This is a genomic window from Halorhodospira abdelmalekii (genome assembly GCF_016583625.1).
In the GTDB taxonomy this organism is placed as follows: Bacteria; Pseudomonadota; Gammaproteobacteria; order Nitrococcales; family Halorhodospiraceae; genus Halorhodospira; species Halorhodospira abdelmalekii.
The window spans coordinates 22,545-45,554 of the sequence record NZ_NRRN01000015.1 but is presented as its reverse complement, the minus strand read 5'-3'; the positions used below and the strand labels follow the sequence as shown (position 1 = coordinate 45,554).

At 62.3% G+C, this 23,010-nt stretch carries 17 protein-coding genes; 1 reads left to right on the top strand and 16 read right to left on the bottom strand.

The window, feature by feature from the left end:
* Nucleotides 1-103: 103 nt before the first annotated feature.
* From CKO15_RS05180 to CKO15_RS14365, 4 genes are all read right to left on the bottom strand, one after another.
* A complete protein-coding gene (locus CKO15_RS05180; protein ID WP_200193201.1) occupies nt 104-1,375 on the bottom strand; it encodes an O-acetylhomoserine aminocarboxypropyltransferase/cysteine synthase family protein in 1,272 nt (423 codons plus the stop codon).
* Between the two features lie 48 nt (nt 1,376-1,423).
* A complete protein-coding gene (locus tag CKO15_RS05175; protein WP_200193199.1) occupies nt 1,424-3,475 on the bottom strand; it encodes a methyl-accepting chemotaxis protein in 2,052 nt (683 codons plus the stop codon).
* 70 nt (nt 3,476-3,545) lie between these two features.
* Entirely contained in the window at nt 3,546-5,042 is a 1,497-nt protein-coding gene (gene kaiC, locus CKO15_RS05170) for a circadian clock protein KaiC (protein WP_200193197.1), read from the bottom strand.
* Between the two features lie 63 nt (nt 5,043-5,105).
* Nucleotides 5,106-5,858 carry a methyl-accepting chemotaxis protein gene (locus CKO15_RS14365; RefSeq protein ID WP_274600118.1) on the bottom strand — a complete coding sequence of 251 codons (753 nt, stop codon included), beginning with the start codon at nt 5,856-5,858 and terminating at the stop codon, nt 5,106-5,108.
* A gap of 440 nt (nt 5,859-6,298) precedes the next feature.
* On the opposite strand from CKO15_RS14365, the gene metH reads away from it, so the two are divergent.
* On the top strand, nt 6,299-9,985 hold the full coding sequence (metH, locus tag CKO15_RS05160; protein ID WP_200193193.1) for a methionine synthase: 3,687 nt from the start codon (nt 6,299-6,301) through the stop codon (nt 9,983-9,985).
* Between the two features lie 210 nt (nt 9,986-10,195).
* Here metH and CKO15_RS05155 read toward each other — a convergent pair whose 3' ends face one another.
* The 12 genes from CKO15_RS05155 to CKO15_RS05100 form a co-directional block, all read right to left on the bottom strand.
* Nucleotides 10,196-10,801, bottom strand: coding sequence for a superoxide dismutase (locus CKO15_RS05155; RefSeq protein WP_200193191.1), 606 nt, complete (start codon nt 10,799-10,801; stop codon nt 10,196-10,198).
* 191 nt (nt 10,802-10,992) lie between these two features.
* Nucleotides 10,993-11,688, bottom strand: a complete 696-nt coding sequence (locus tag CKO15_RS05150) for a TVP38/TMEM64 family protein (protein ID WP_200193189.1) — start codon at nt 11,686-11,688, stop codon at nt 10,993-10,995.
* Nucleotides 11,689-11,772: 84 nt separating this feature from the next.
* Nucleotides 11,773-13,488 carry a SpoIIE family protein phosphatase gene (locus CKO15_RS14510; RefSeq protein WP_200193187.1) on the bottom strand — a complete coding sequence of 572 codons (1,716 nt, stop codon included), beginning with the start codon at nt 13,486-13,488 and terminating at the stop codon, nt 11,773-11,775.
* 97 nt (nt 13,489-13,585) lie between these two features.
* Nucleotides 13,586-13,891 (bottom strand): STAS domain-containing protein, encoded by a 306-nt coding sequence (locus tag CKO15_RS05140; RefSeq protein WP_200193185.1) that lies wholly within the window; start codon nt 13,889-13,891, stop codon nt 13,586-13,588.
* 95 nt (nt 13,892-13,986) lie between these two features.
* Complete coding sequence (locus CKO15_RS05135; protein WP_200193183.1) at nt 13,987-15,237, bottom strand: methyl-accepting chemotaxis protein; 1,251 nt, start codon at nt 15,235-15,237, stop codon at nt 13,987-13,989.
* Between the two features lie 3 nt (nt 15,238-15,240).
* Nucleotides 15,241-16,302: a protein-glutamate methylesterase/protein-glutamine glutaminase gene (locus CKO15_RS05130; RefSeq protein WP_200193182.1), complete on the bottom strand. Its 1,062-nt coding sequence runs from the start codon at nt 16,300-16,302 to the stop codon at nt 15,241-15,243.
* Nucleotides 16,303-16,318: 16 nt separating this feature from the next.
* On the bottom strand, nt 16,319-16,915 hold the full coding sequence (cheD, locus tag CKO15_RS05125) for a chemoreceptor glutamine deamidase CheD (protein WP_242464585.1): 597 nt from the start codon (nt 16,913-16,915) through the stop codon (nt 16,319-16,321).
* Nucleotides 16,916-16,976: 61 nt separating this feature from the next.
* Nucleotides 16,977-17,795: a CheR family methyltransferase gene (locus CKO15_RS05120; protein WP_200193178.1), complete on the bottom strand. Its 819-nt coding sequence runs from the start codon at nt 17,793-17,795 to the stop codon at nt 16,977-16,979.
* A gap of 143 nt (nt 17,796-17,938) precedes the next feature.
* On the bottom strand, nt 17,939-20,119 hold the full coding sequence (locus CKO15_RS14505) for a methyl-accepting chemotaxis protein (protein WP_200193176.1): 2,181 nt from the start codon (nt 20,117-20,119) through the stop codon (nt 17,939-17,941).
* A gap of 14 nt (nt 20,120-20,133) precedes the next feature.
* Nucleotides 20,134-20,916 (bottom strand): ParA family protein, encoded by a 783-nt coding sequence (locus tag CKO15_RS05110; protein WP_200193174.1) that lies wholly within the window; start codon nt 20,914-20,916, stop codon nt 20,134-20,136.
* Between the two features lie 20 nt (nt 20,917-20,936).
* Nucleotides 20,937-22,325, bottom strand: coding sequence for a methyl-accepting chemotaxis protein (locus CKO15_RS05105; RefSeq protein ID WP_200193172.1), 1,389 nt, complete (start codon nt 22,323-22,325; stop codon nt 20,937-20,939).
* Entirely contained in the window at nt 22,325-22,855 is a 531-nt protein-coding gene (locus tag CKO15_RS05100) for a chemotaxis protein CheW (RefSeq protein ID WP_200193237.1), read from the bottom strand. The genes CKO15_RS05105 and CKO15_RS05100 overlap by 1 nt, the downstream gene beginning before the upstream one ends.
* Nucleotides 22,856-23,010: the final 155 nt, after the last annotated feature.

Below are 23,010 nucleotides of genomic sequence, written 5' to 3'. Positions count from 1 at the left end.
TCAGTGAGCGTACAGAGTATCAGATCGGACGAAAAACCCCAGCCTCCACAAACGAGACCACCGCCCTCTCGACCCGGCACCCGGCACCCGGCAAGCCGGCGTATTAAGTCGCCGCCAGGGCCCGGTCGATATCGGCCACCAGATCGTCAATATGCTCCAAGCCGACCGAGAGCCGCACCATATCCTGCGACACCCCGGCGCTCGCTAGCTCCTGCTCGTTAAGCTGACGGTGCGTCGTGCTCGCCGGGTGGCACGCCAGCGATTTGGCATCGCCAATATTGACCAGCCGCGTGACCAGCCGCAGCGCATCGATGAAACGTGCCCCACCGTCGTAACCACCTTTGACCCCGAAGCTCAAGATACTCGAAGCGCGCCCACCCATATAGCGATCGACCCGCTCCCGATAGGGGCTATCCGGCAGACCGGCATACTTAACCCACGTCACCTGCGAGTGGCCCTGCAGGTACTCGGCGAGCCGCTGGGCGTTTTCGCAGTGCCGATCCATGCGCACCGGCAACGTCTCGATGCCTTGAAGCAGCAAAAAGGCGTTAAAGGGCGAGAGCGCTGCTCCCATGTTGCGCAACGGCACGACGCGACACCGGCCAATAAAGGCGGCCGCCCCCATCGCCTCGGTGTAGACGACACCGTGGTAGGAGGGGTCCGGCTCCACCATCATCGGAAAACGCGCCCCGTGTTCGGCCCATGGAAAACGACCCGAGTCGACGATCACCCCACCGACACTCGTACCGTGCCCCCCCATGTACTTGGTCAGGGAGTGGATGACGATATCGGCGCCGTGTTCGATCGGCCGCCACAGATAGGGGGTCGGCACCGTATTGTCGACGATCAGCGGGATGCCGTGGCGATGAGCAAGCGCCGCCAGAGGTTCGACATCGACGACTTCGCCCGAGGGGTTGCCGACGCTCTCGCAGAAGAGCGCCTTGGTGCGTTCGTCGATCTGCGCTGCAATTGCCGCCTCGTCCTCTGGATCGACAAAACGCACCTCGACGCCGTGGACCGGCAGGGAGTGGGCAAAGAGGTTGTACGTCCCGCCGTAGAGCTTCGCGGTCGAGACGATGTTATCACCGGCCCGGGTGATGCACTGAATCGCGTAGGTAATCGCGGCCATGCCCGAGGCCACCGCCAACCCACCCACACCGCCCTCCATTGAGGCGACGCGCTGCTCAAGCACGGCGTTGGTCGGATTCATGATCCGCGTGTAGATGTTGCCCTCGACCTTGAGGTCGAAGAGATCGGCCCCGTGTTGGGTATCGTCGAAGGCGTACGACGTCGTCTGATAGATCGGAACAGCGACCGCCTTGGTCGTTGGATCGGGGAAAAAACCGGCGTGAATAGCCTGGGTCTCGAGTTTCATCTCTATTCTCTCTCCTCTGGCGTGCGGCGAGCTGTGCGCAGTGACGCGCTACAAACGAAAGCGTCGGCTGTGCTGCTGCAGTCGCTCGGCGACCTCACGCAGCGACTCCCCACCGCGACTGAGCTTATCGATCAGATAGCTATTTTCGCTCGCAAGATCGTTCAAGCCCTGGACATTGCGGTTGATCTCCTCCGCCGTAGCACTCTGCTCCTCAGCCGCCGAGGCGATGTGCGAGACCTGATCCTCAAGACCGCTCAGGGCGTTATGCACATTTTCAACAGCTGCCTTGATACGCTCAACCTCCTCGGCACTGCGAATCGCCTGCTCGCGACCCTGGTGAATCGTCTCTGCCGACTCGGCGGCATCTTGCTGCAACCCAGCGATGACTTTGTGAATCTGCTGGGTCATCTCTTGGGTGTTGATCGCCAGCGTGCGCACCTCCTCAGCGACAACGGCAAAACCGCGCCCCTCATCGCCAGCGCGTGCCGCCTCAATCGCAGCATTGAGCGAGAGCAGGTTAGTCTGATCGGCGATCTCTTGGATATTCGCAGTCATCTTGCCGACCTCGGTCGAACGTTCGACGAGCCGATCGACGACGGCCTTCGACCCTTCCATGGTGGTCGAGAGACGCCCCATCTCCTGCACCCCGGACTCGGCAATCTCGCGGATCTCCAGCCCTTGCTCGGCAGCCTGCGTGGTGTGCTGGTGCGCGACCTGGGTATTGCTCGAGACCTCTTGCACCGTCGAAGCCATCTGGTTCATCGCGGTAGCGATCTGATCGGTCTGCTCACCTTGCGTACGAGCCATATCGCGTGAGCGCTGCGTCGATTCGCCGATCTGTGCGGCCTGATCATCGACCGCCTGCACCGCCCCAACGACCTCACGCAGAGCATCGCGAACCGTATCGAGCACCTCGTTAAAAGAGCCCGCCAGACTACTCAATTCATCCAGCCCGGTCACAGTCAGGGGACGAGAGAGATCGATGGTGGATCGATCGATGCGCATGGCCCCGACCTCATCGCGCAGCCGGGCGATCCGGCTGTGCAAACGGCGCGACACCCAATAGAGCGGTCCAGCCATCATAATGCCGACCAGCACTCCGGCGCCGATAAAGAGCAGCAAATCGCGTCGCGCCTGCGCCTCCGCGATCGCCATGCGGTCGTTGACCACCGCATCGACACGCTCGGCAAACCGCCCGGCGGCCTCCCATAGCGCCTCGTGGTGGCGCTCGTTCTCGGCGACCCGTTCGGCAATGCGCTCAGCAGCCGCGACCTCTCGCTCTTTGGCCACCATCACCGAACCTTGCTCGGCGAACATCCACGCATCAAACGCCCCGAGTGCGGCCTGCATATCGCGCGCTGAACGGGCCATCCCACCACCGGTGACCGCCTCGAAAGACTCGAGGTGATCGGTCAAGGCGCTGAAAGCCGGCTCAAGATCCTCGGTATGGATTCGCTCCAATTCGTCGAGTGTTTGCGCCTCCAGTACATCGCGCATTGCCCGCGAGACCTCAATCGCGCGCGCCCAGGCGCGAGCCGAGTGATCAACCTGAGCGATCGGCGCTGCCCAGCGGCGGCGCTCGTAGTCATCCAGCGCCTCTTTGAACAAGCCTTCGATATCGCTCTCAACGACTGCGAAAAACTCGACGATTCCACGCACCTGCCGGACAAGATCCTCACGCTGACTCAGCGCCGTCTCCAATTCCGGTCGGATGCGCTCGAAGCTTTCGGTAAAGGCAGAAAAACGCTCGCGTAGAACGCTCAGATCGTCACCGTAGCGCGCGGTAAAGAGAGCCGCATCAGCGATCACCGCGATCTGTTCAGCAAACCGATCACGATAGGGGTCTGCGGGCTCAATCTGTTGCAGCGCCTCAACACTCTCAGCACCGAGCATGCCGCCGCGCAACTGCGAAAAGCCATCCAGGGACTCAGCGATTGTCCTTCCAGCCTCGTCGAGCGGGCGCACCTCCGCCTGCAAGAGGCGCTGATTGGAGAGCGCTGAAGTCACCGCAACACCGCCGATGAGAAGTACCAAGAAGACACCGACAAGCGCCAATGCAACCAAGATACGCAGCTGAGCCGCAATCGATAGTTTATTCATGATCATCGCCTTAGCTAACAATCCGACCCGCTCACCGGTCCGCGCGAATCACCGCGGCGTTACCAGCCGATCATCCGACATGGCCGATCACCCGGTTCGGGTGCCCCTCCAGAATGCCTTCTACCCCCCGAAAGGGCTCACCAATGTGCATCCCCTTCTGATCGATCGTGAACTGCCGAATGCTCTTTTCATGTGCCGCACCGCGCATTTTGAGAACAGTCAATCCGCGCTGTACTTCACCACCCATTTCGACGTAACGCAAGAGGATAATGGAGTCGGTCAACGTCGAAATGTGCGCCTCGGTCACCGAAGCCCCACCCATCAGCGACGGCGTACTGGCGGTAAAGAGTCCGGCAGTCTCGCGCTCCTTGATGAAGGAAGTCAGCCCAATGACAAACTCGCGAAAGCCGCGCGCAGTCGCGACCCGCTCCAGCGCGGTCAGGCTATCGAGAACCACACGATGAGGCCGAAACGTATCGATCGCCTGCTTGATGCGCACCAGGTGGTCCTCAAGCCCCGCCGCCTCAGGGTATTCACAGCGGATCAACAAATCCCCGCGCTGCTCGGCAGGCTCGTACTCCACATCCCAGCCACGTGCGTTGCGAATCAACTGATCGCGGCTCTCTTCGAAGGCAAGGAGCAGACAGCGCTCGCCGGCCACCAATCCGCCCGAAGTAAACTCCGTCGCCATAAGGGTCTTACCAGTCCCGGTCGCCCCCGAGACGAGCACAATCGAGTCGCGGTAAATGCCGCCACCGCACATCGCATCGAGTTTTTCATTGCCCGAAGTGATCCGCACTTGCGATGAGCGCTGCGTTAGCTCCATGGCGGAGAGTGGAATGACCACCACCCCCCCCTCTGGCAGGATTGTAAAGGGGTACTCACCTTTCTGGTGGCCAGCACCGCGGAACTTGAGAATTTCCACCGTGCGGCGGCGCGTCTCAGCCTCCAGGATATTCCGCAAGATAACGACGTTATCGGCGACAAACTCCTCGACCCCGTGGCGAGCCACCATCCCGTACTCTGACTCGCGCTCGGCGGTCATCACCGAGGTCACCCTCAGCCGCTTCATCTGCGCGGCGATACGAAAGAGATCCCAGCGCACCTGCCGCACATCGGGAAAGCGGGAAAAGATAGCCCCGAGGGAGTCGATCGCCAGGCGCTTGGCGCCGGTGCGCTCGACCGCTCCCTTGACACGGGCGATCAATCCGCCTAGGTCGTACGGTCCCGCCTCCACCGCATCCAGCTCGATAGCGGGCGAGGCATCCACGAAGGTCCAGTACCCCTCCTGCTCCCAGCGCGCGATATCCCAACCAAAAGCTTGGAAATTACGCCGCAGATCGTCGGGCGACTCCTCACAGGTAACCAAGACCCCAGGTTCCCGGGGCCCTGTAATGCCGGCCGCAAGAAACTGACCGGCGAAGACCGTCTTCGCGCTCCCTGGGGTTCCCGCGATCAGCGTCGACCGCCCTTGTGGCACCCCTCCCTGAGCGATGGAGTCAAAGCCCGCGATCCCTGTCGCCAGCTTGGGAACCGAGACCGCAGCCGCAGCCCGATCAGCGCTCATAAAGGTCTCCTCAGATTGCCTAGGCCTCGCCTAGCCCCCCCTTTTTTAGCGGGTTAGCGAAGGCTAAGCGGCCCGGTCGCCACCATCTGCGCTCTGGTGTGTGCGCTCATCGCCGCGGGCGGCCTGTAACTCGGTCTCAAGCTCTTCCATCAACTCGCCGATCGACTGGGCCGCTTTGCCGCTCTCATCGGCCAGTTTTTTGACCTCGTCGGCGACCACCCCGAAGCCGCGCCCAGTCTCCCCGATACGGGCCGCCTCAACGCTCGCATTAAGACTCAAAATGCGCAGCTTTTTTAAGGTCTTAAGGATGTTTCTTGAGGATTTGCCGATCTCGCGCCCAATCTCGCCGACACGCTCCATGCGTTTGCGCCGCTGCGCCTCCTCAAGGCGCTCGCCGATATCCAACACCACGCCTTCAAGATGGCTAACCTCTCCCCCCCCATCAATCACAGCCCCGCCGGTCTCGTTCACCCAGCGGATCTGACGCTTCGCAGTGCGAATGCGGTAGTCGACCGTCCACCGATCACCGAGGCGGATCGCCTGCTGAATGGCCCGCTCGACCTGCGGGGCATCCTCTTCGTGAATCAGCTTCATGTAGGATTGACGGCGGTTGGCGATAAGATCCTGGGCTCGATAGCCCGTCAGTTCACTGACCGCCCCCGCCATAACCTGCATGGTGTAGTGTTGATCGTTGCGGCAACGATAGAGAAAGCCGTTCATCTTGGCAGCGATACTCTCATACGCCACCGCCTTGGCCTCCTCTTCCGAGGCCTCTGCCCCTTGCATCACCGTGTCGCTGATCGCACGCTCGACCATTGAGCCCCCGCACTCTCTCTCGCCAACGTTTAAAAGTCGCATCGGTGTAACCGTCCTAGCCACAAGGGTACCCGCCTTAGCCATCCAAGCGCTAGGCATATCCCTCTGAGCGCACTATCAACGCATGCGGCCTCCTCGCCCCTTCCCGCCGCGAGTGATCCACCTCTTTGCCGCCCCCCCCGCCCAAAAGACTCTCAGCATAGCAGCTGCGCCGACACTGCACAGGTTGAGTATCTACGCAGAATGTGTGAGAATTCCGCCGGTATTTAGCAAATTCGGCGCCCTGCGCGCTGCCCGTCTTCATCCGCCCGCCTCCCTGTCCGCTCCCGATCCAAAGCCCGGGCCCATCAGCTGCACGGCGGTCGCTGGCATTATGACGGTCGATATTGTCGCAGCGTCGGCGCCACCGCATCCGTAAGCCACAGAGTGTAAGCAAACCGATGACCGATCGCAGTGAACGTATCCGTAGACAGCTCGCCGAACGCATCCTCTTCCTCGACTGCGGCATGGGGACCGAAATCCAAAAATACCCCCTTGAGGAGGGCGACTTCCGCGGCGAGCGCTTCCAGGAGCACCCCTGCGAACTCAAGGGCAATAACGATCTGCTCACCCTGACCCGCCCCGATGTGATTGGCGAGATCACGCGCGCCAACCTCGAAGCGGGGGCCGATATTGTCGAGACCAACACCTTTAACTCGCAAATCCTATCTCAGGCCGACTACCAGACCGAATCCCTCGTCGATGAGCTGAATATCGAAGGCGCTCGACTCGCCCGCGCCCTCTGCGATGAGTTCGAAGAGGCAACCGGGATCCCGCGCTTCGTCGCCGGCACCATGGGTCCGACCGGTAAGACCGCGTCGATCTCGCCCGATGTCAACAACCCAGGGTTCCGCGACATCACCTTCGATCAGCTCTTCAACGCCTATGCGCAGCAGGCCCGCGGCCTGATTGAGGGCGGCGCCGATCTGATCCTCATCGAGACGATCTTCGATACGCTGAACGCCAAGGCGGCCATTTACGCCCTCCACACGGTCTTCGCTGAGGTCGGCCGGGAGTTGCCGATCATGATCTCCGGGACGATCACCGACGCCTCGGGGCGGACCCTTTCGGGGCAGACCGCTGCCGCCTTCTGGAACTCGGTCCGACACGCCAAACCCCTTTCGATCGGCCTGAACTGCGCCCTCGGTGCGGAAGATCTGCGCCCGCACTTGCAAGAGCTCTCGAAGATCGCCGATACCCACGTCTCGGCCCACCCCAACGCCGGCCTACCCAACGAGTTCGGTGAGTACGATCAGAGCCCGGAAGAGATGGCGGCGATCATCCGCTCCTTCGCCGAAGAGGGGCTGATCAACATCATCGGCGGCTGCTGCGGCACCACACCCGGGCACATCGCCGCAATCCGTGAGGCGATCCAAGCGCATGCTCCGCGCCCTGTGCCGAATGCCGATCCCGATGTGCTTCACCTCTCCGGGCTGGAGCCGTGCAACATCGATCGCCACTCACTCTTTGTCAACATCGGTGAACGTGCCAACGTCACTGGCTCGGCGCGCTTTCGCCGCCTGATCAAGGAGGGCGACTACGAGACGGCCCTTGAGGTCGCTCGCGATCAGGTCGAGAACGGCGCCCAGATCATCGATATCAACATGGACGAGGGGATGCTCGACTCGCGTGAGGCGATGATCAAGTTCCTCAATTTGATCGGCTCTGAGCCCGACATCTCGCGGGTGCCGATCATGATCGACTCCTCGAAGTGGGAGATCATCGAGGAGGGGCTGAAACGCATCCAGGGTAAGGGGCTGGTCAACTCGATCTCGCTCAAAGAGGGGGAGGAGGCGTTCCTACAGCAGGCGCGCACCCTCCTGCACTACGGCGCCGCCCCGGTCGTCATGCTCTTCGATGAGCGGGGACAGGCCGATACCTTCGAGCGTCGCCAAGAGATCGCCAAGCGCGCCTACGATCTGCTCGTCGACAACGGCTTCCCGCCCGGCGAGATCGTCTTCGATCTCAATATCTTCGCTGTCGCCACCGGCATGGCCGAGCACAACAACTACGCGGTCGACTTCATCGAGGCCACCCGCTGGGTCAAGGAGAACCTTCCGCACGCGAAGATCTCCGGCGGCCTCTCTAACCTCTCGTTCTCGTTCCGCGGCAACGAGGCGGTGCGCGAGGCGATGCACTCGGTCTTTCTCTATCACGCCATCGACGCCGGGCTCGATATGGCGATCGTCAACGCCGGGCAGATCGAGGTCTACGATGAGATCGACGCCGAACTGCGCGAGCTGTGCGAGGATGTCATCCTCAACCGCCGCGACGACGCCACCGAACGGCTGCTCGATCTGGCCGATCGCTACAAAGGTCAGGGCGGTAAGAAGAAGGAGGAGGATCTGGCCTGGCGCGAGGCTCCGGTCGCCAAACGCCTGGAACACGCCCTGATCAAGGGCATCACCGAGTACATCGAGCAAGACGTCGAGGAGGCGCGGCAGCAACACGAGCGCCCCATCCACGTCATCGAAGGCCCGCTGATGGACGGCATGAATGCCGTCGGCGATCTCTTTGGTGAGGGGAAGATGTTCCTGCCGCAGGTCGTCAAATCGGCCCGCGTCATGAAACAGGCGGTCGCCCACCTGCTGCCCTATATCGAGGCGGAGAAGTCGGGACAGGATGAGCCGGCTGGGCGCTTTTTGATCGCGACCGTCAAGGGCGACGTCCACGATATCGGCAAGAACATCGTCGCCGTGGTTCTGCAGTGCAACAACTTCGAGGTCCACGACATCGGCGTGATGGTGCCGACGGAGAAGATCATCGCCGAAGCGAAGGCGAAAAAGGTCGACATGATCGGCCTTTCCGGACTGATCACCCCATCGCTCGATGAGATGGTCAATGTCGCCAAAGAGATGGAGCGCCAAGGGCTGCAGCTGCCGCTGCTGATCGGTGGCGCGACGACCTCACGCGTGCATACGGCGGTCAAGATCGCCCCGCACCTCTCCACCCCGAGCATCTACGTCAAAGACGCCTCGCGTGCCGTCGGTGTCGCCTCTAAGCTGGTCAGTGAGGCGCACGCGGCCAACTATAAGCGCGAGATCGCCGCCGAGTACGAGCAGGTGCGCGAGCAGTACGCGGCACGGCAACAGAAGATCGACTGGGTGACGCTGGAGCAGGCGCGCACCAACCGCACACCGATCGATTGGTCGGCCTTTACCCCCATGCGCCCAGAGCAACCCGGAGTTCACGTCTTCGACGACTACCCGCTCAGCGACCTCGTCGAGCGCATCGACTGGACGCCTTTTTTCAAGGCGTGGGAGCTAGCCGGCCGCTTCCCACAGATCCTCGACGATGAGATCGTCGGCAAGGAGGCTACGGAGCTCTTTCACGATGCCAAGCAGATGCTTGAGCGCATCGTAGCCGAGCAGTGGCTGACGGCGCGTGCGGTCTGTGGCTTCTTCCCCGCCAACGGCGTCGGCGACGACACCGAGCTCTATACCGATGAGCAGCGCCGCGAGGTGCTAGCCACACTGCACCACCTGCGCCAGCAGACCGCCAAACCGGAGGGCAAACCGCACCAGTCGTTGGGCGACTTCATCGCGCCGCGCGAGAGCGGCCTTGAGGACTGGATCGGCGCCTTCGCCGTGACCACCGGTATCGGCATCGATGAGCACCTGGAGCGCTTTGAGGCCGCCAACGACACCTACAGCTCGATCATGCTCAAGGCACTGGCCGATCGGCTCGCCGAGGCCTTTGCCGAGCGGCTGCACGAGCAGGTGCGTAAGGTCTTATGGGGCTATGCCAGCACCGAGGCGCTGAGCAACGAGGAGCTGATCAAGGAGCGCTATCAGGGCATTCGCCCCGCGCCTGGCTATCCAGCCTGCCCCGACCACACCGAAAAGGATCAAATCTGGCAGTTGCTGGATGTGGAGGAGAAGATCGGGCTGTCACTGACCGAATCGCGGGCGATGTGGCCGAGTGCGGCGGTCTCGGGGTGGTACTTTGCCCATCCGCAGGCGCGCTACTTCGCCGTCGGCAAGATCTTCCGTGATCAGGTCGAGGACTACGCTCAGCGCAAGGGGCTATCGTACAAGGAGGCTGAGCGCTGGCTCTCGCCGAATCTCGGCTACGAGCCGGAGGATTGAGGATATTAACGGGCCACCATCGGTCGCGGGTTCGCGGGCGGGCAGCACGCTCGCCTCCTACCCCGACACCGCCAGCGGCCCCTCTACCTCTGCGCAGAGGGGCGCTGGCGCCGGCATCCAGGCCCCGCCAGCCGGCTATTGACCGCCGGTTCGTCGAGGTCGGCGACGGTGTCGCGAACAGATAACGACAGCGGTTACGAGTCGGGGCATCTACTCCGCTGCCGCAAAGCGACGCGCCACCTCCGGCCAATTAACGACATCCCACCACGCCTCGATGTAGTCGGGACGGCGGTTTTGATAACGCAGATAGTAGGCGTGCTCCCAAACGTCGAGCGTCAGGAGTGGCGTTCCCCGCCGCGCAGCGACATCCATAAGCGGGTTGTCCTGATTCGGTGTGTCGGTGATCTCGAGCCCCCGCTCGGTCTTGATCAGCCACGCCCAGCCCGAACCAAAGCGCGCAATCGCGGCCTGGGTAAACTGCTCGCGCAGCTGCTCAAAAGAGCCGAAGGCTTGATCGATCGCCTCCGCTAGGGTGCCTTCCGGCTTGCCGCCGCCATCGGGGGACATCACCTGCCAAAAGAGGGCGTGGTTCCAGTGACCACCACCGTTGTTGCGCAGGGCAACCGGCAGTTGCGAGATCTTCGGAAAGAGCTGTTCAAGCGGCGTCTCTTCGTGCTCCGTTCCACCAATCGCATCGTTGAGCTTGGTGACGTAAGTGTTGTGGTGTTTGCTGTGATGGAGTTCCATCGTCTGTGCATCGATAGAGCGCTCCAGTTCACCGTAGTCGTAAGGCAGATCGGGTAGTTGGTAGGGCATTGTACTCTCCCCCTTCGATTCAGGGTTGTCGTCTCAAGGCGCTCGCGGCCAGATCGGCAACCGCGCACCTGCCGTCAGTGCACACGATACGCGCCGAAGGTACGCTGGGCTAGGACCTGGCTGCACTTTATAAAGAATTTAAACAATAATTGTTCTCAATACAACCCTTGCCCCTCTCCGGCTCTCACCGTTCACGACTCCCGATCATTGCCGCCAGCGGCGCCGCGCAGCCAGTAACGCAGCAGCGCACCGGCGGCAAAGAGGAGAAAGAGCAGGAAGAGGACCACGACGGCGCCGCGATCGACCTGACCCGCCTCGGCGGCCTCAACGGCCTCGTAAATCGCAAAGCTGTAGATCCCGCTTTTCAGCCCTAAACCGACCAGTGCAGCCAACGCAAAGGGGAGCAGCGGCAGACGCAGCAGACCGGCGGCATAATTGATCGGTGCATGCGGAAATCCGGGCAACGCTCGTAACGCACACTGACTCAGCAGATCGCTGTGGCGCCCTAGCAGACGCACCCAACGGCCCTCGATTGAGACGACACCGCCTCCCAAGAGCCGTGACAGGCCGTAGGCGCCGAGTGCACCCAGGGTGCTACCGAGGGTCAACGCCAGCGTACTCCACCACGGCGGGTAGAAGGGCGCCACCACCCAAAACGCGAGACTCCCAGGCAACGCCAAAGCGAACAGCGTCGCCTGTACCAGCACGATGACGACCAACAGCCACGGATGCTCGGCCATCGCTCGCCCGAGGGCAACAACGTCTGCGATCTCCCACGGCCCCCACAGGGAGATCGCACCTCCGGCAAGCAGCAACAGCGCCACCAAGACCAGGCGCCAAGCCCGCTGCCGGCGAAGGCGATAGCCCTCAGCCGCCGCATCGTCCATCACTACAGCCCCCTGTAACCGTAGCGGAACGCAGAGCAGAGAGCGCTGCGGTGGACCGCAGTCAGGGGCACAACAGCAACCGTTTCAACCCGCCAGCGTACCCGAGTAGCGCACGCGAACGCGATTGCCCGGCGGAAAATACTCAATCTCCTCGCACAACGACCGCACCAACATGATCCCGCGTCCGGCCGCCAGTGCCCCAGCAACATCACCGTGCTTAGCGGCCTCCAGAATGCGTTGATACTCGAAGCCCGGCCCAGAATCTTCGACCTCGATCACCACCCCCCGTGAATCGGGACGCGGATCGTAGTGCACCCGCAGCCGCACCTCGCCTTCGGTCAGCTGCGCCAACGCCTCCCGGCGACGCTCGTAGTACTTTTCAAACCCCTCTTCACTGCGCTTGATCTTCGACTCCAGACCGAGCACCCCGTGCTCTAGGGCATTAGTGAATAGCTCAGCGATCACCACATAGAGGCTTTGGCGATCCTCTTCCATCGCCCCAAGATCGGAGAGCAAGTTCATAATCGGTGGCACCGGATTGACGTGGACCAAGGTACAGGCGTCAAGAACCAATTCGGTCCGCCAATGCACCGCCTCTGCCGCCCCATACCCACCGCCGTCATTGGCAAAGGCCTGATCGAGATCGATCTCGACCAGGGTTGCATCGTCGCTCGCCTGCGCGGCCGCGCGAAACGCCTCGACCTGCCGCAGCAAGTCGTCGAAGCCTGCGCCTTGGCAAGCCGCCCTCAGTACCGCTTCAACGCGCTCATCGCCGTAGAGCGCACCGCCCTCTCCGGCCACCTCGACGATGCCATCGGAGCAGGCGTAGAGGAAACAATCATCCGGTACATCGACGTAAGTCAGCCGGCGACGGCCGGGTGCGGTATTGCGCTCAACACCGAGGGGCAAGTCACTAGAGACGAAGCGGTGCCGAATCTCCTCGCCCTGCACCAACCACACCGGAGGCATGCCGGCATTCCACACGCCGAGACGCCGCCCCCGACCATCAACCTCGATCAGTGCCGCCGTCAAAAACATATCCGACGGCAAACTGCGAAAGAGCTTTTCGTTGATCGCATCGAGCATCTCGGCCGGATGGGCACCACGGGATACCAAGTCGTAGTAGACAGCAGCGAGCCCCGGCACGCCGACCGCAGCCCCGATGCCGTGACCAGTAAAATCACCAACCAAGAGCAGCAGATTGCCATTCGGGCGCCGTCCCGCAAGCAGGATATCGCCGCTCAAGATGGCCGCCGGCTGATAGAAATAACGCAGCCCCGGGGTCTCCAGTGCATTCGAGGCCGTCGCCCGGGCAACGATCCGCTCGGCCGTCTCCTGCTCATGCTCAAGGCGCAGCTGATGGCTGCGCAGCCTGTCCCGCTGCGCAACCACGGTGCGGTAGAGCTCACGCGTGCGCAACCAGGCATCGATCTTGGCGTTGAGCTGCACGCGGCTGATCGGCTTCGTGACGAAATCGTCACCACCGGCCTCAATGCACTGCGCCAAACGCTGCTCATCGGTCAACGCCGTAACAAAGAGCACCGGGACAAAACCGCCGCGATCGAGCGCCTTGATCCGCCGGGTCGCCTCGTAGCCGTCGACGCCCGGCATCATGATGTCCATTAGCACCATGTCGACGGCGTGCTCTTGGAAGCGGGCGACGGCTTCCTCGCCGTCCGCTGCCGTGACGACGCGAAAGCCGCGGGCAGAGAGCACCGTCTCTAGCAACATCGCGTTCACTGGTTCATCATCGACGACTAAAAAAGTCGACGTCTCCGCAGCGTCCTGCCCGTCATCCACGCAAACTGCCCCCTCTCACACCCTCAATCGCACGACCTACGCACGCTCCTAGCCAACTATGCCGCGCCACGACACCAGCACTCGGTACTGCTGATGCTCACTCCTCGATCCGAAAGAGGCGCTGGAAGTTGGCGATCTCAAGGATCTTACGCACCTCGCGCGAGCTGTTACGCAGCACGACCTCGCCACCTTGATCGGTCGCATGCTCACGCAACAGCAACAGCATCCCGAGCGCCGAGCTGTCCATGTACTCGGTCTCGCGCAAATCGACCACAAAGCGACGAATCCCCTCCGCTCCCTTGTAGGCTTGGCGAAAATCCTTATGGAGACTGAAGTCAAAGTAGCCACGCACGTTGACCACCAGGGTCTTACCGCCGTCCTCGGCCGTCGTATGTATACTCATAGTCTTACTCCTTACACAGGTAGCCAATTGCCTGAATGTAAAATTCAAAACAGGGCAGACGGGCGAATCATACCAAAAAAACCCGCCTGCCCCGCTCAAAATAGCTCGATGTCCCCCTGATCCATCGATGCCTGCTCGACCTTGCGCTGCTGCGCCCGCTCCGCTTGCCGGGCCTCACGCTGCTGTGCCAAACGCTCACGCGCCTCACGCAAGCGGGCGGCGTACTCGCTGCCGTGGACGTTCTCTTGCGCGATCGCCTGCAGGACGCCGCGCACCCCCTCCAGGTAGCTGTTCAGCCCGCTGACACCGACGCGCGAGCTCTCAACCAGTTGGGTGACGATATCCTCGAACTGCAGCGCCCGCACAGCATCGGCGACGTGCTGATCGATCTGCCGACTGACACCCGAGATGCGCAAGACCTGCTGCTCGACCTCGCGGTCCAAGCTTTTGAGCTTCTCCATCATCTGCGAGATCTGCTCTTTGGTCGACAGCGTAGCATTCATGTCGGTCGAGGCCATCTCGCCGACCTCGCGCCGCGTCACCGTAACCATGCCGCTGATCTCATCGACCTCGTCGGCAATCTGCTGATTGAAGTGGTTCGCCTTCTCCGAGAGCTTGCGCACCTCATCGGCAACGACGGCAAACCCACGTCCCGACTCACCGGCGTGCGCCGCCTCAATGCTGGCGTTGAGGGCCAACAAATCCGTCTGGTCGGCAATCCCCTTCAGATCGGCCAGTAAGCTGTCGATATGGCGCATTTCAGTAACAATGTCATCAATCCGCTCAACGGTCTTGACGCTCCGTCGACTCATATCGACGATCATATCGACGTAACCGTTCAAAAACTCCTCAGTCTCAACGACAAATTCGGCGATGCCGAAATCTTCCATTGCAGTATCACCGCCAGTCCGCTGAATCACCGTCCGCGCTAAGCGCTCCTGCTCATCAGTTGCCTGATCCATGCCGTTAAAACTACTGTGCAGCGACTGCACCGCATCGCGCACCAGACCATGAATCTGCTCAAGATCTCCCGAGACGGTACGAAACTCGGCGTTCAGACTATCGTCGATATCGTGCAGCAGATCGCGCAGTGCCTCCTCAAGCTCGGTAGCCGTTTGCTCCGCCTGCTCGCGGCCCGACTGATGCTCGGCGACCACGCCGACAGCCCCCCACGCCGCTGCAACGACTAAGACTGCCAGGGACCCGAACGACGGCCAGACATAGGCCACCACAGCGGCAACCAGGGTTACCACGAAGAGGGGGATCGCGTAGCGCCATAACCTTGAGATCAGATAGGCGGCGGTAAAACTGTCACGAAATCCTTGCGCCTTGTCGGAAGTAGCCATAGCCTACGTCACTCCCTGCCCATCGGTGGATGGCGCCGCACTCGCGGCATCCAGAATCGCCCCGGCGATACGATCGAGCGGCAGTATCCGTGCGGCAGCGCCCGCCTTGACCGCTGCCCCCGGCATCCCCCACACCACGCTGCTCGCCTCGTCTTGAGCAATCGTCAGCGCGCCTGCTGCGTGCATACGCCCCATGCCATCGGCACCATCCGTACCCATACCGGTCAGCAGCACACCGATCGCCTCGGCCCCCGCGCTCCGCACCACCGACTCGAAGAGCACCTCAACCGAAGGACGGTGGCGTTTCACCGGCGCCCCCGCGCGCAGCCGACAAAGGTAACGAGTACCCTGGCGGTAGACCTCCAGATGGCGCTCACCGCCGGGTGCGATATAGGCGTGCCCCGGTAAGATGCGCTGTCCATCTTGCGCCTCACAGACCGAAATCGTGCACAGTCCGTCGAGCCGCTGCGCAAAGGCCGCTGAGAAACCTTCGGGCATGTGCTGCGTAATAACAATGGCAGGCGCATTCGGCGGCATCTCTTCCAGCACGCGCTGAATGGCGACCGTACCGCCTGTCGAGGCACCGATCGCTACGATCTTGTTGCTGTTTGGACGTACCACCCGCTGTGTAGCCTTACCGGAGCGGGGCGCATCGGCGAGCGGGTGCACACGGGCACGCGCCGCGGCCCGCACTTTGGAGACGATCTGCTCAGCGTACTCCTCAAGTCCGTGCGCAACGTCCATGCGCGGCTTGGCGACAAAATCGACCGCACCGAGGGCAAGCGCCTCAATCGTCTCCTCTGCTCCTTCGTGGGTCAAGGTCGACACCATGACCACCGGCATCGGCCGCAACCGCATCAAATTGCGGAGGAATGTGATGCCGTCCATGCGCGGCATCTCGACATCTAAGGTCAAGACGTCGGGATTGAGCTGCTTGATCTTATCGCGTGCATCGTACGGGTCCCGCGCCGTGCCAACGACTTCGATGTCATCGGCCTGCTCCAGAATCTCCGTTAGCAATCGCCGGATCAACGACGAGTCATCGACGATCAGCACACGTATCATGGGCCCGCCTTCTCACTCAAAATAGGTCGACGCCACCGGAGGTCGGCTTCTCGTCGATCTCGTGGAGATAGTGCTCCTCGCGCCGCACCACGGTGTCGTTGCGGGTGCGGTACAGCTTCTTCGATCGGGCACGCCCACTCTCCGGAAAATACTGCACCTTGCGCGGGTACTCGTCACCAAGATCCTCGCTCAGCAGCCGCAGCCCTTCAGTTGCGACGTATTCGCGGGCAAACTCGATGTTGCGCTTGCCGATATCCGTCACCGCCGCCAGCACCCGGCCCCCACCAAAGAGCTTAACTTCTAGGTCTTGACGGCGCCCCCCCAGGGCCATAATACGGTTAATCAACTGCTCCATGGCGTAGTTGCCGTAGCGGGCCGATTCGCTGAGGGGATCGTCGATCCGTGTATGCTTACCGCTTAGCGGCAACATAAAGTGGTTCATGCCGCCGACCGCCAACCGCCGGTCGCGAACACAGGCCGAGACACACGACCCCAGGGTCGTCACGACCATCTCGCCACCGCGGGTGACATAAAATTCGCCGGGCAAGATCTTGGCCGCAAAGACGGCATGCTGCGGGTCCCAGTAGCGGTTGATATGCTCGAAGCCAGGCAGGCACGGCGGCGGCTCTGCGGCTCGGTTGCCGTTGCCATTGGCGGCGAATCGCAACCGCTCGCTACTTTGACTTCTGGTAGATAGTCCGGCCATGGGGCTCAAAGCGGTCGCTGACCTTCCATAACGTCTCCGAGTGTCCGATGTACAGCCAACCGGCCGGCACCATGATCTCGGCAACGCGCTCGAAGAGCCGACGCTGGATCTCCTTGTTGAAGTATATGATGACGTTGCGGCAAAAGACGACACTGAAGCGCTCACGAAACGGCCAATCGTGGAGCAGATTGAGCTGCTCGAAGTGCACCAGGCGACGCAGTTCGGGGCGCACCCGCACCAGACCGTCGTTTTTGCCGGTCCCCCGCAAAAAGTTTTCACGCAGCGAGGCTGTACTCAGCCCCGCCACCCGCCGCTGATCGTAGACCCCAGCAGCGGCCTGCTCAAGCACACTGCTATCAAGGTCGGTTCCGATGATCCGCACCCGCTCGGCAGCCCGCCCACCGAAGACGTCGCGTGCGGTCATGGCGATCGAATAGACCTCCTCCCCGGTCGAGCAGCCAGCCGACCAGATGCGCACCAGCCCCTTGGCCTGCTCCAGGACTTGTGCCAAATGCTCGAAGTGGTGCGCCTCGCGATAAAAGGCCGTTAGGTTCGTGGTCAAGGCGTTGACGAACTGCGCCATCTCCTGGCGCTGCGGATCGTTGACCAGCAGCTTGCGGTAGCTGGCGAAGTCACGCAGACCGAGCGCGCGCAGCCGGCGCGCCAGGCGTGAGTAGACCATATCGCCCTTCGCCTCACTGAGCTGGATGCCGGTCTCGCGCCCAACCGTCTCACGAATCCATTCGAAGTCTTCGCGGGTGAAGCGAAACTCGCGTTCACCCTCCACCGCGCGCTCCCATACCGCAGCTCACCATAAGGCTACCCGTCTCACCACTGCTACCGATGCCGATGGCTTCGTCCTGACGCTTAAAGACGAACCCCCCATCGCGGCCGGGCTGCTGCGCACGGCCGCCCCCCGCGCGGAGCGCTCTAGAACTCCTCCCAGTCGCTATCCTCTTGCTGCGCCGCCGACTGCGATCCTTGTCGCGTATTCGCCGCTGCTGTGGTGCGCCCCCCCGTGCCTCCGCGACTCGCTGCGGCCGTACCACTGCCCGTCTTGCCCAGCCCGCTGCCGCTGCTACCCGCTCCGCGGGTGGCACCGCTTGTGGTGGTCGGCTTATGGGCAGTTGTACCGGCTCCTCCCGGTCCGTGCCGACTCGCACCATGGCCCGACGCACCCTTGCCGGCGCCGCCGCCACTTCGGCGAACGACCGAGCCGCCAGAACCGCCATTGCGGCCGGCGGTGGTACCGTTGCTGCCGCGACGCGACTTACTGCCTACGCTCTGCTGCGCCCCGCCGAAGAAGCCCATTACCTCCACCAGCGAGGTGGCCTGCTCATCCAGAGACTCGGCCGCCGAGGCCATCTCTTCGACCAGCGCGGCGTTTTGCTGGGTAACCTCGTCGAGCTGGCTAACGGCCTTATTGATCTCGTCGATCCCCGTCGATTGCTCCTCACTCGCGGATGCGATCTCGGCTATCTTATCATTCACAGATTGGAATGCGTCAACGATCTGCTGCAGCGTCTCACTCGATTCGCTGACCAGCTGAGTGCCGTCCTCGACCTTCTTGCTGCTATCTTTGATCAAGCGTTTGATATCTTTCGCCGCCGTCGCGCTGCGCTGAGCTAGGTTGCGCACCTCCGCGGCGACGACGCCAAAGCCGCGCCCGTGCTCGCCGGCGCGCGCCGCCTCGACCGCAGCATTGAGCGCGAGCAGGTTGGTCTGGAAGGCGATCTCATCGATCACCGTGATGATGTCAGAGATCTCCCGGCTCGACTGCTTGATCGCCCCCATCGCCTCGACGACCTGATTGGAGATCTCGCCACCACGCTCCGCCCGCTCTTGCGCCGCCGAGGCAAGCTGCTGCGACTCACGGGCGTTCTCCGCCGTCTGCCGCACCGTACTGGTCAGCTCTTCGATGCTTGAGGCGGTCTCTTCTAGCGAGCTTGCCTGCTCCTCGGTGCGCTGCGACAGGTCCTGGTTGCCCTGGGAGATCTCAGAGGAGGCCGAATCGAGGCTATCGGCCGTCTCACGCACCTCGTTGACGGTCCGTTGTAAGATATCGATGGTGCGGTTGACGTGATCCTGCAACTCGCCGAAGTCGCCCTTAAAGGCGCCCTCCATCTTCTGGTTCAAGTCGCCTTGGGCGACCTGCTTCATCACCCGCACCACCTCGCGGACCGGCGCTTGGGTGACGTCAAGAACCAAGTTGATGTCTTCACTCAGCGTGCGGATAAAGCCCTTTCTCATGTGCTCGGTCGAGACGCGCTCACTGAGTTCGCCGGCTTGGATCTTCTCGATCAGCTCCTCGACATCGGCCTGGGCCTTCTTTTCATCCTCGCGCCGATGCCACTCCTCGGTGATATCGAAGACCTCCAGGGTATTACCGAGAAAGTCACCCTCCTGGTTCTCCTCGCCGGTGATGTGAACATCGATACGCAGCTCACCGATATCGAGACGCTCGTGCAGGGCCTGATCACGCACCTGCTGCATCGCCTCGGCGTGGGGGCGCAGTTGCGGGAAGAGCTCAAGCAGCGATCGCCCCTCAAGCTGCTGAGCCGAGAAACCGGGATTGACCGCAGCGATTTCGCGCTCACGGCGTGCGAGCAGCGTGCGCATCGGATCGTTGACGTAGCTGATGACCCCTTGTGGGTCGGTCATTAAAAACGCCGTTGTACACGTCTGCATCGCCAGCATGAAGCGGTGATACCGCACGAACTCGGCCCGGCTGACGGTGATCTGATCGCTGCGCTCGCTGCTCGCCATGGTGGTCTCGCTCCCGCTCGGTTGAGTACTCGGTGCCGACTGCTGTGCCGCCGCAGGGGGCTCATCAGAGGCCGCTGCGGTCTTGGGGGGTTCTGAGGGCGGAGGGGAGGCGGCAGGCTCGACCGGTTCAGCTGGCTCGGCCGATGGTGCCGATTCAGCCGCCTCCGGCAATTCGCTCTCCTCGTCCGACTGCCCCGCTACCGCGGGCTGCTCTTCCGACTGCTCCTCTGGCCGCTGCTGCGCCTGCGGCGGGTCATCCCGCATCCACGCCAGCGGGTCACGGCCGAGCTTCTTACCGTTGCCGCTGCCCTTCTTATCGCCACTCGAGCCACCGCTCTTTGCCACGGCTCCCTCCTCCCTTAACCGGCTGCAGGCGCCTCAAGCACCCGCCGCAAGCGGATATCTTCAGCCAGCGCCGCATAGTCTTTGGCCCCGTTGCTCTCGGGGCGATACTCGAAGACCGTCTGACCAAACCCGGGGGCCTCCGCCAACGCGACATTATCGCGAATGGGGGTATAGAGCACCTGTCCGGGAAAGTACTCCTCCAGCTTACCGCGCACCTCACGCGGCAAGCGCCGCTGGCCATTGAAGCGGGTCACCAAGACATACTTGCGTGTTGAGATGTTCAGCCCCTGCTCAACTCGCATCAGGGTTCGCATCAAGCCGGCGAGCCCCTCCAAGGCCAAGTAGTCACACGAGACCGGCATGATGACATCGTCGGTCGCCAGCAAAGCATTGATGGCCAACAGCCCCGATGAGGGCGGGCAGTCGATCACCACGTAGTCGAACGGCTGCTTGAGCTGCGTCAGGGCCCGCTGCAAGATCCAGCCACGCTCACGTCCCCCGGCCATCTGCTCGACCTCCGGAAGACGCGGCCCCGGCGGCACCAGACGCAGCCGCTCACGCGCCGGCTGCGCCCGCTCCAGCAGCCCGACCCCCTCGAAAAAGATCTCATCGAGCCCTGGATCCAACCCCTCCAAACCCAGACTGGCAGCGAAGTGCCCCTGTGGGTCGAGATCGAGCCCAAGCACCTCGTAGCCACTCAGGGCGAGGGCGTGCGCTACATTCACCGACGAGGTCGTCTTGCCCACCCCGCCCTTCTGGTTGAGAAAGATCAGGGTTCGCGGCGGCTGCGTACTCATGGAGTGCCCTTTCTTCCCGATTATTTGCGACTTGCCGAATCCATTTCGGTGCCCAGTCGTTCCAGCAGCTCAACGACCCGTTGCGAGTTCTCCGCCAAGTGCTCCAACTCTGCCGCAGCCGCATCGACATCGCCGCGCTGGTAGAGCGCTGCGGCCTTCTTACCGTGCTGGTGGACCGCCGCGTGCGGCTCCTCCAACTCGCGGAAGGCAGGCAGCTGACGAATCTGCCGATCGTCGATGCCGTCGTACCACTTGCCGAGGTTACACTGGTGGTGATCGGCCAACTCACGGCTGTCAACCTCCTCACGCCCGGCCAACATCGCGGCGATGCGCAGCTTCCACATGATGTGGTCGAACTTGCTGCGGTAGAGAAAGACCTTCGGCAGGTTGCAGCCACTTAGATGCTCTACCTTAGCTGTCAAGATCTGGCGCGAATCACCGAGCACATCAAGGGTGGTTTCGACGTCATTGACGTTGCGCTCGGTGCGGTCGGTCACCGCGCTGATCGCCTCTGCGACCTGCGTAACCGCCCCCTTCTGCTCGTTGATCACCGAGGAGACGTTTTGGATGTGCTCGGTCACCCCGCGCATCCGGTCGGCGACCTGCTGCATCGTCTTGCTCGTCTCGGTGGTCGCCTCCTGACCGCGCTGCACGGCACTGCCCATCTCGGCGACCGAGTGCGAGATGCCCTCCGTCTCATCGCGCAAGGTCCGAATGCGTTGGGCGATATCAACCGTGGCGTTCTTGGTCTGATCGGCGAGCCGGCGCACCTCCTGAGCGACTACGGAGAATCCAGCCCCTGCTTGCCCGGCGCGCGCCGCCTCGACCGAGGCGTTCAGTGCCAGCATGTTGGTCTGGAAGGCGATCTCCTCGATCAACTCGATAATGGAGCTGATCTCCTCGGAGGCCTGATTGAGCTGTTTGACCTTCTGCGACGCCGTCTCGGCCAACCCGGCGATCTCGACGACCGTCTCGTTGGTGCGCCGGGAGGCCTGATCGCCCGCATCGACCAGCTGCTGCACCGCCACCGTCTCGGAGGCCACGGCACTGCTGTTCTCGGCGACGGTATCGATACTCGCCGCCAACTCCTCCGAGGTCGAGGCGATGGTCTGACTGCGCTCACTCGTCTCCCGAATCGTCATCCGCATCTCGGAGGTCGCCACGAAGCTATCGGCGATGTTACCGGTCAGCCTGACCACCGACTGCAGGTTTTGCGTCTCGCTATCCATGACCGTCATCGCCAGGTCGTAGAGCCCGCGTGAGAGCTTACAATCGCCGCGCGCGACACTCAGGTAGTCGCCCTGAGCGATCTGCTGCATCATGCCCAACAATTCATCAACCCGATCTGGACTCACCCAGCCCTGGCTTTCCAACTCGGCTGCACTGGGTTGTGTCTGTTCATTGTCCATCACTCACTCTCCTTACTGACGCGGGCGGCGGTGCGCACCGCCTCAGCCACTCGGCTCTGATCGTCGGCAATCGCCAAATCTTCATCACTGAGCAGCTCGTCGACATCAAGCACGATGACCATCTTCGAGTCGTCGACGGTCGCCAGGCCACGGATAAAGTCGGTCCGAATGTGGGCCCCGAACTCCGGCGCCGGGCGAATCTGCTCCGTTTGAAACGTGTAGACCTCGGAGAGGGCATCGACAACGAGCCCCATGATCCGCTCACGCACCCCACTGATCACCTTGACCATCACCACCACAGTAAACTTGCTGTACTCCTGCGCCGCCATGCCGAAACGCTCGCGCAGGTCGATCACTGGGACAATGGTACCGCGTAGGTTGATCACCCCCTTAACGTAGTGCGGGGTATTCGGGATCGGTGTCGCCCGCTGCCACCCCTTAATCTCTTGTACGCGCAGGATATCGACCCCGTACTCCTCATCGCCGAGGGTAAAGGTGAGATACTGCTCGCCATCAGCGGTTGCCTGCATCGCGTCGACGGTGTCGGCACCGGTGCCGAGTGCCGCCGTGCGATCGTCAGCCAGGTTCTGTCGCTCGCTCTGTTCTGCCATGTTCGCTCCTGCGCTCGCTACTCAAGCCATCCGTCCACACCAGAAACCCTGCTCCCTCGCACCACGCCTCTTAG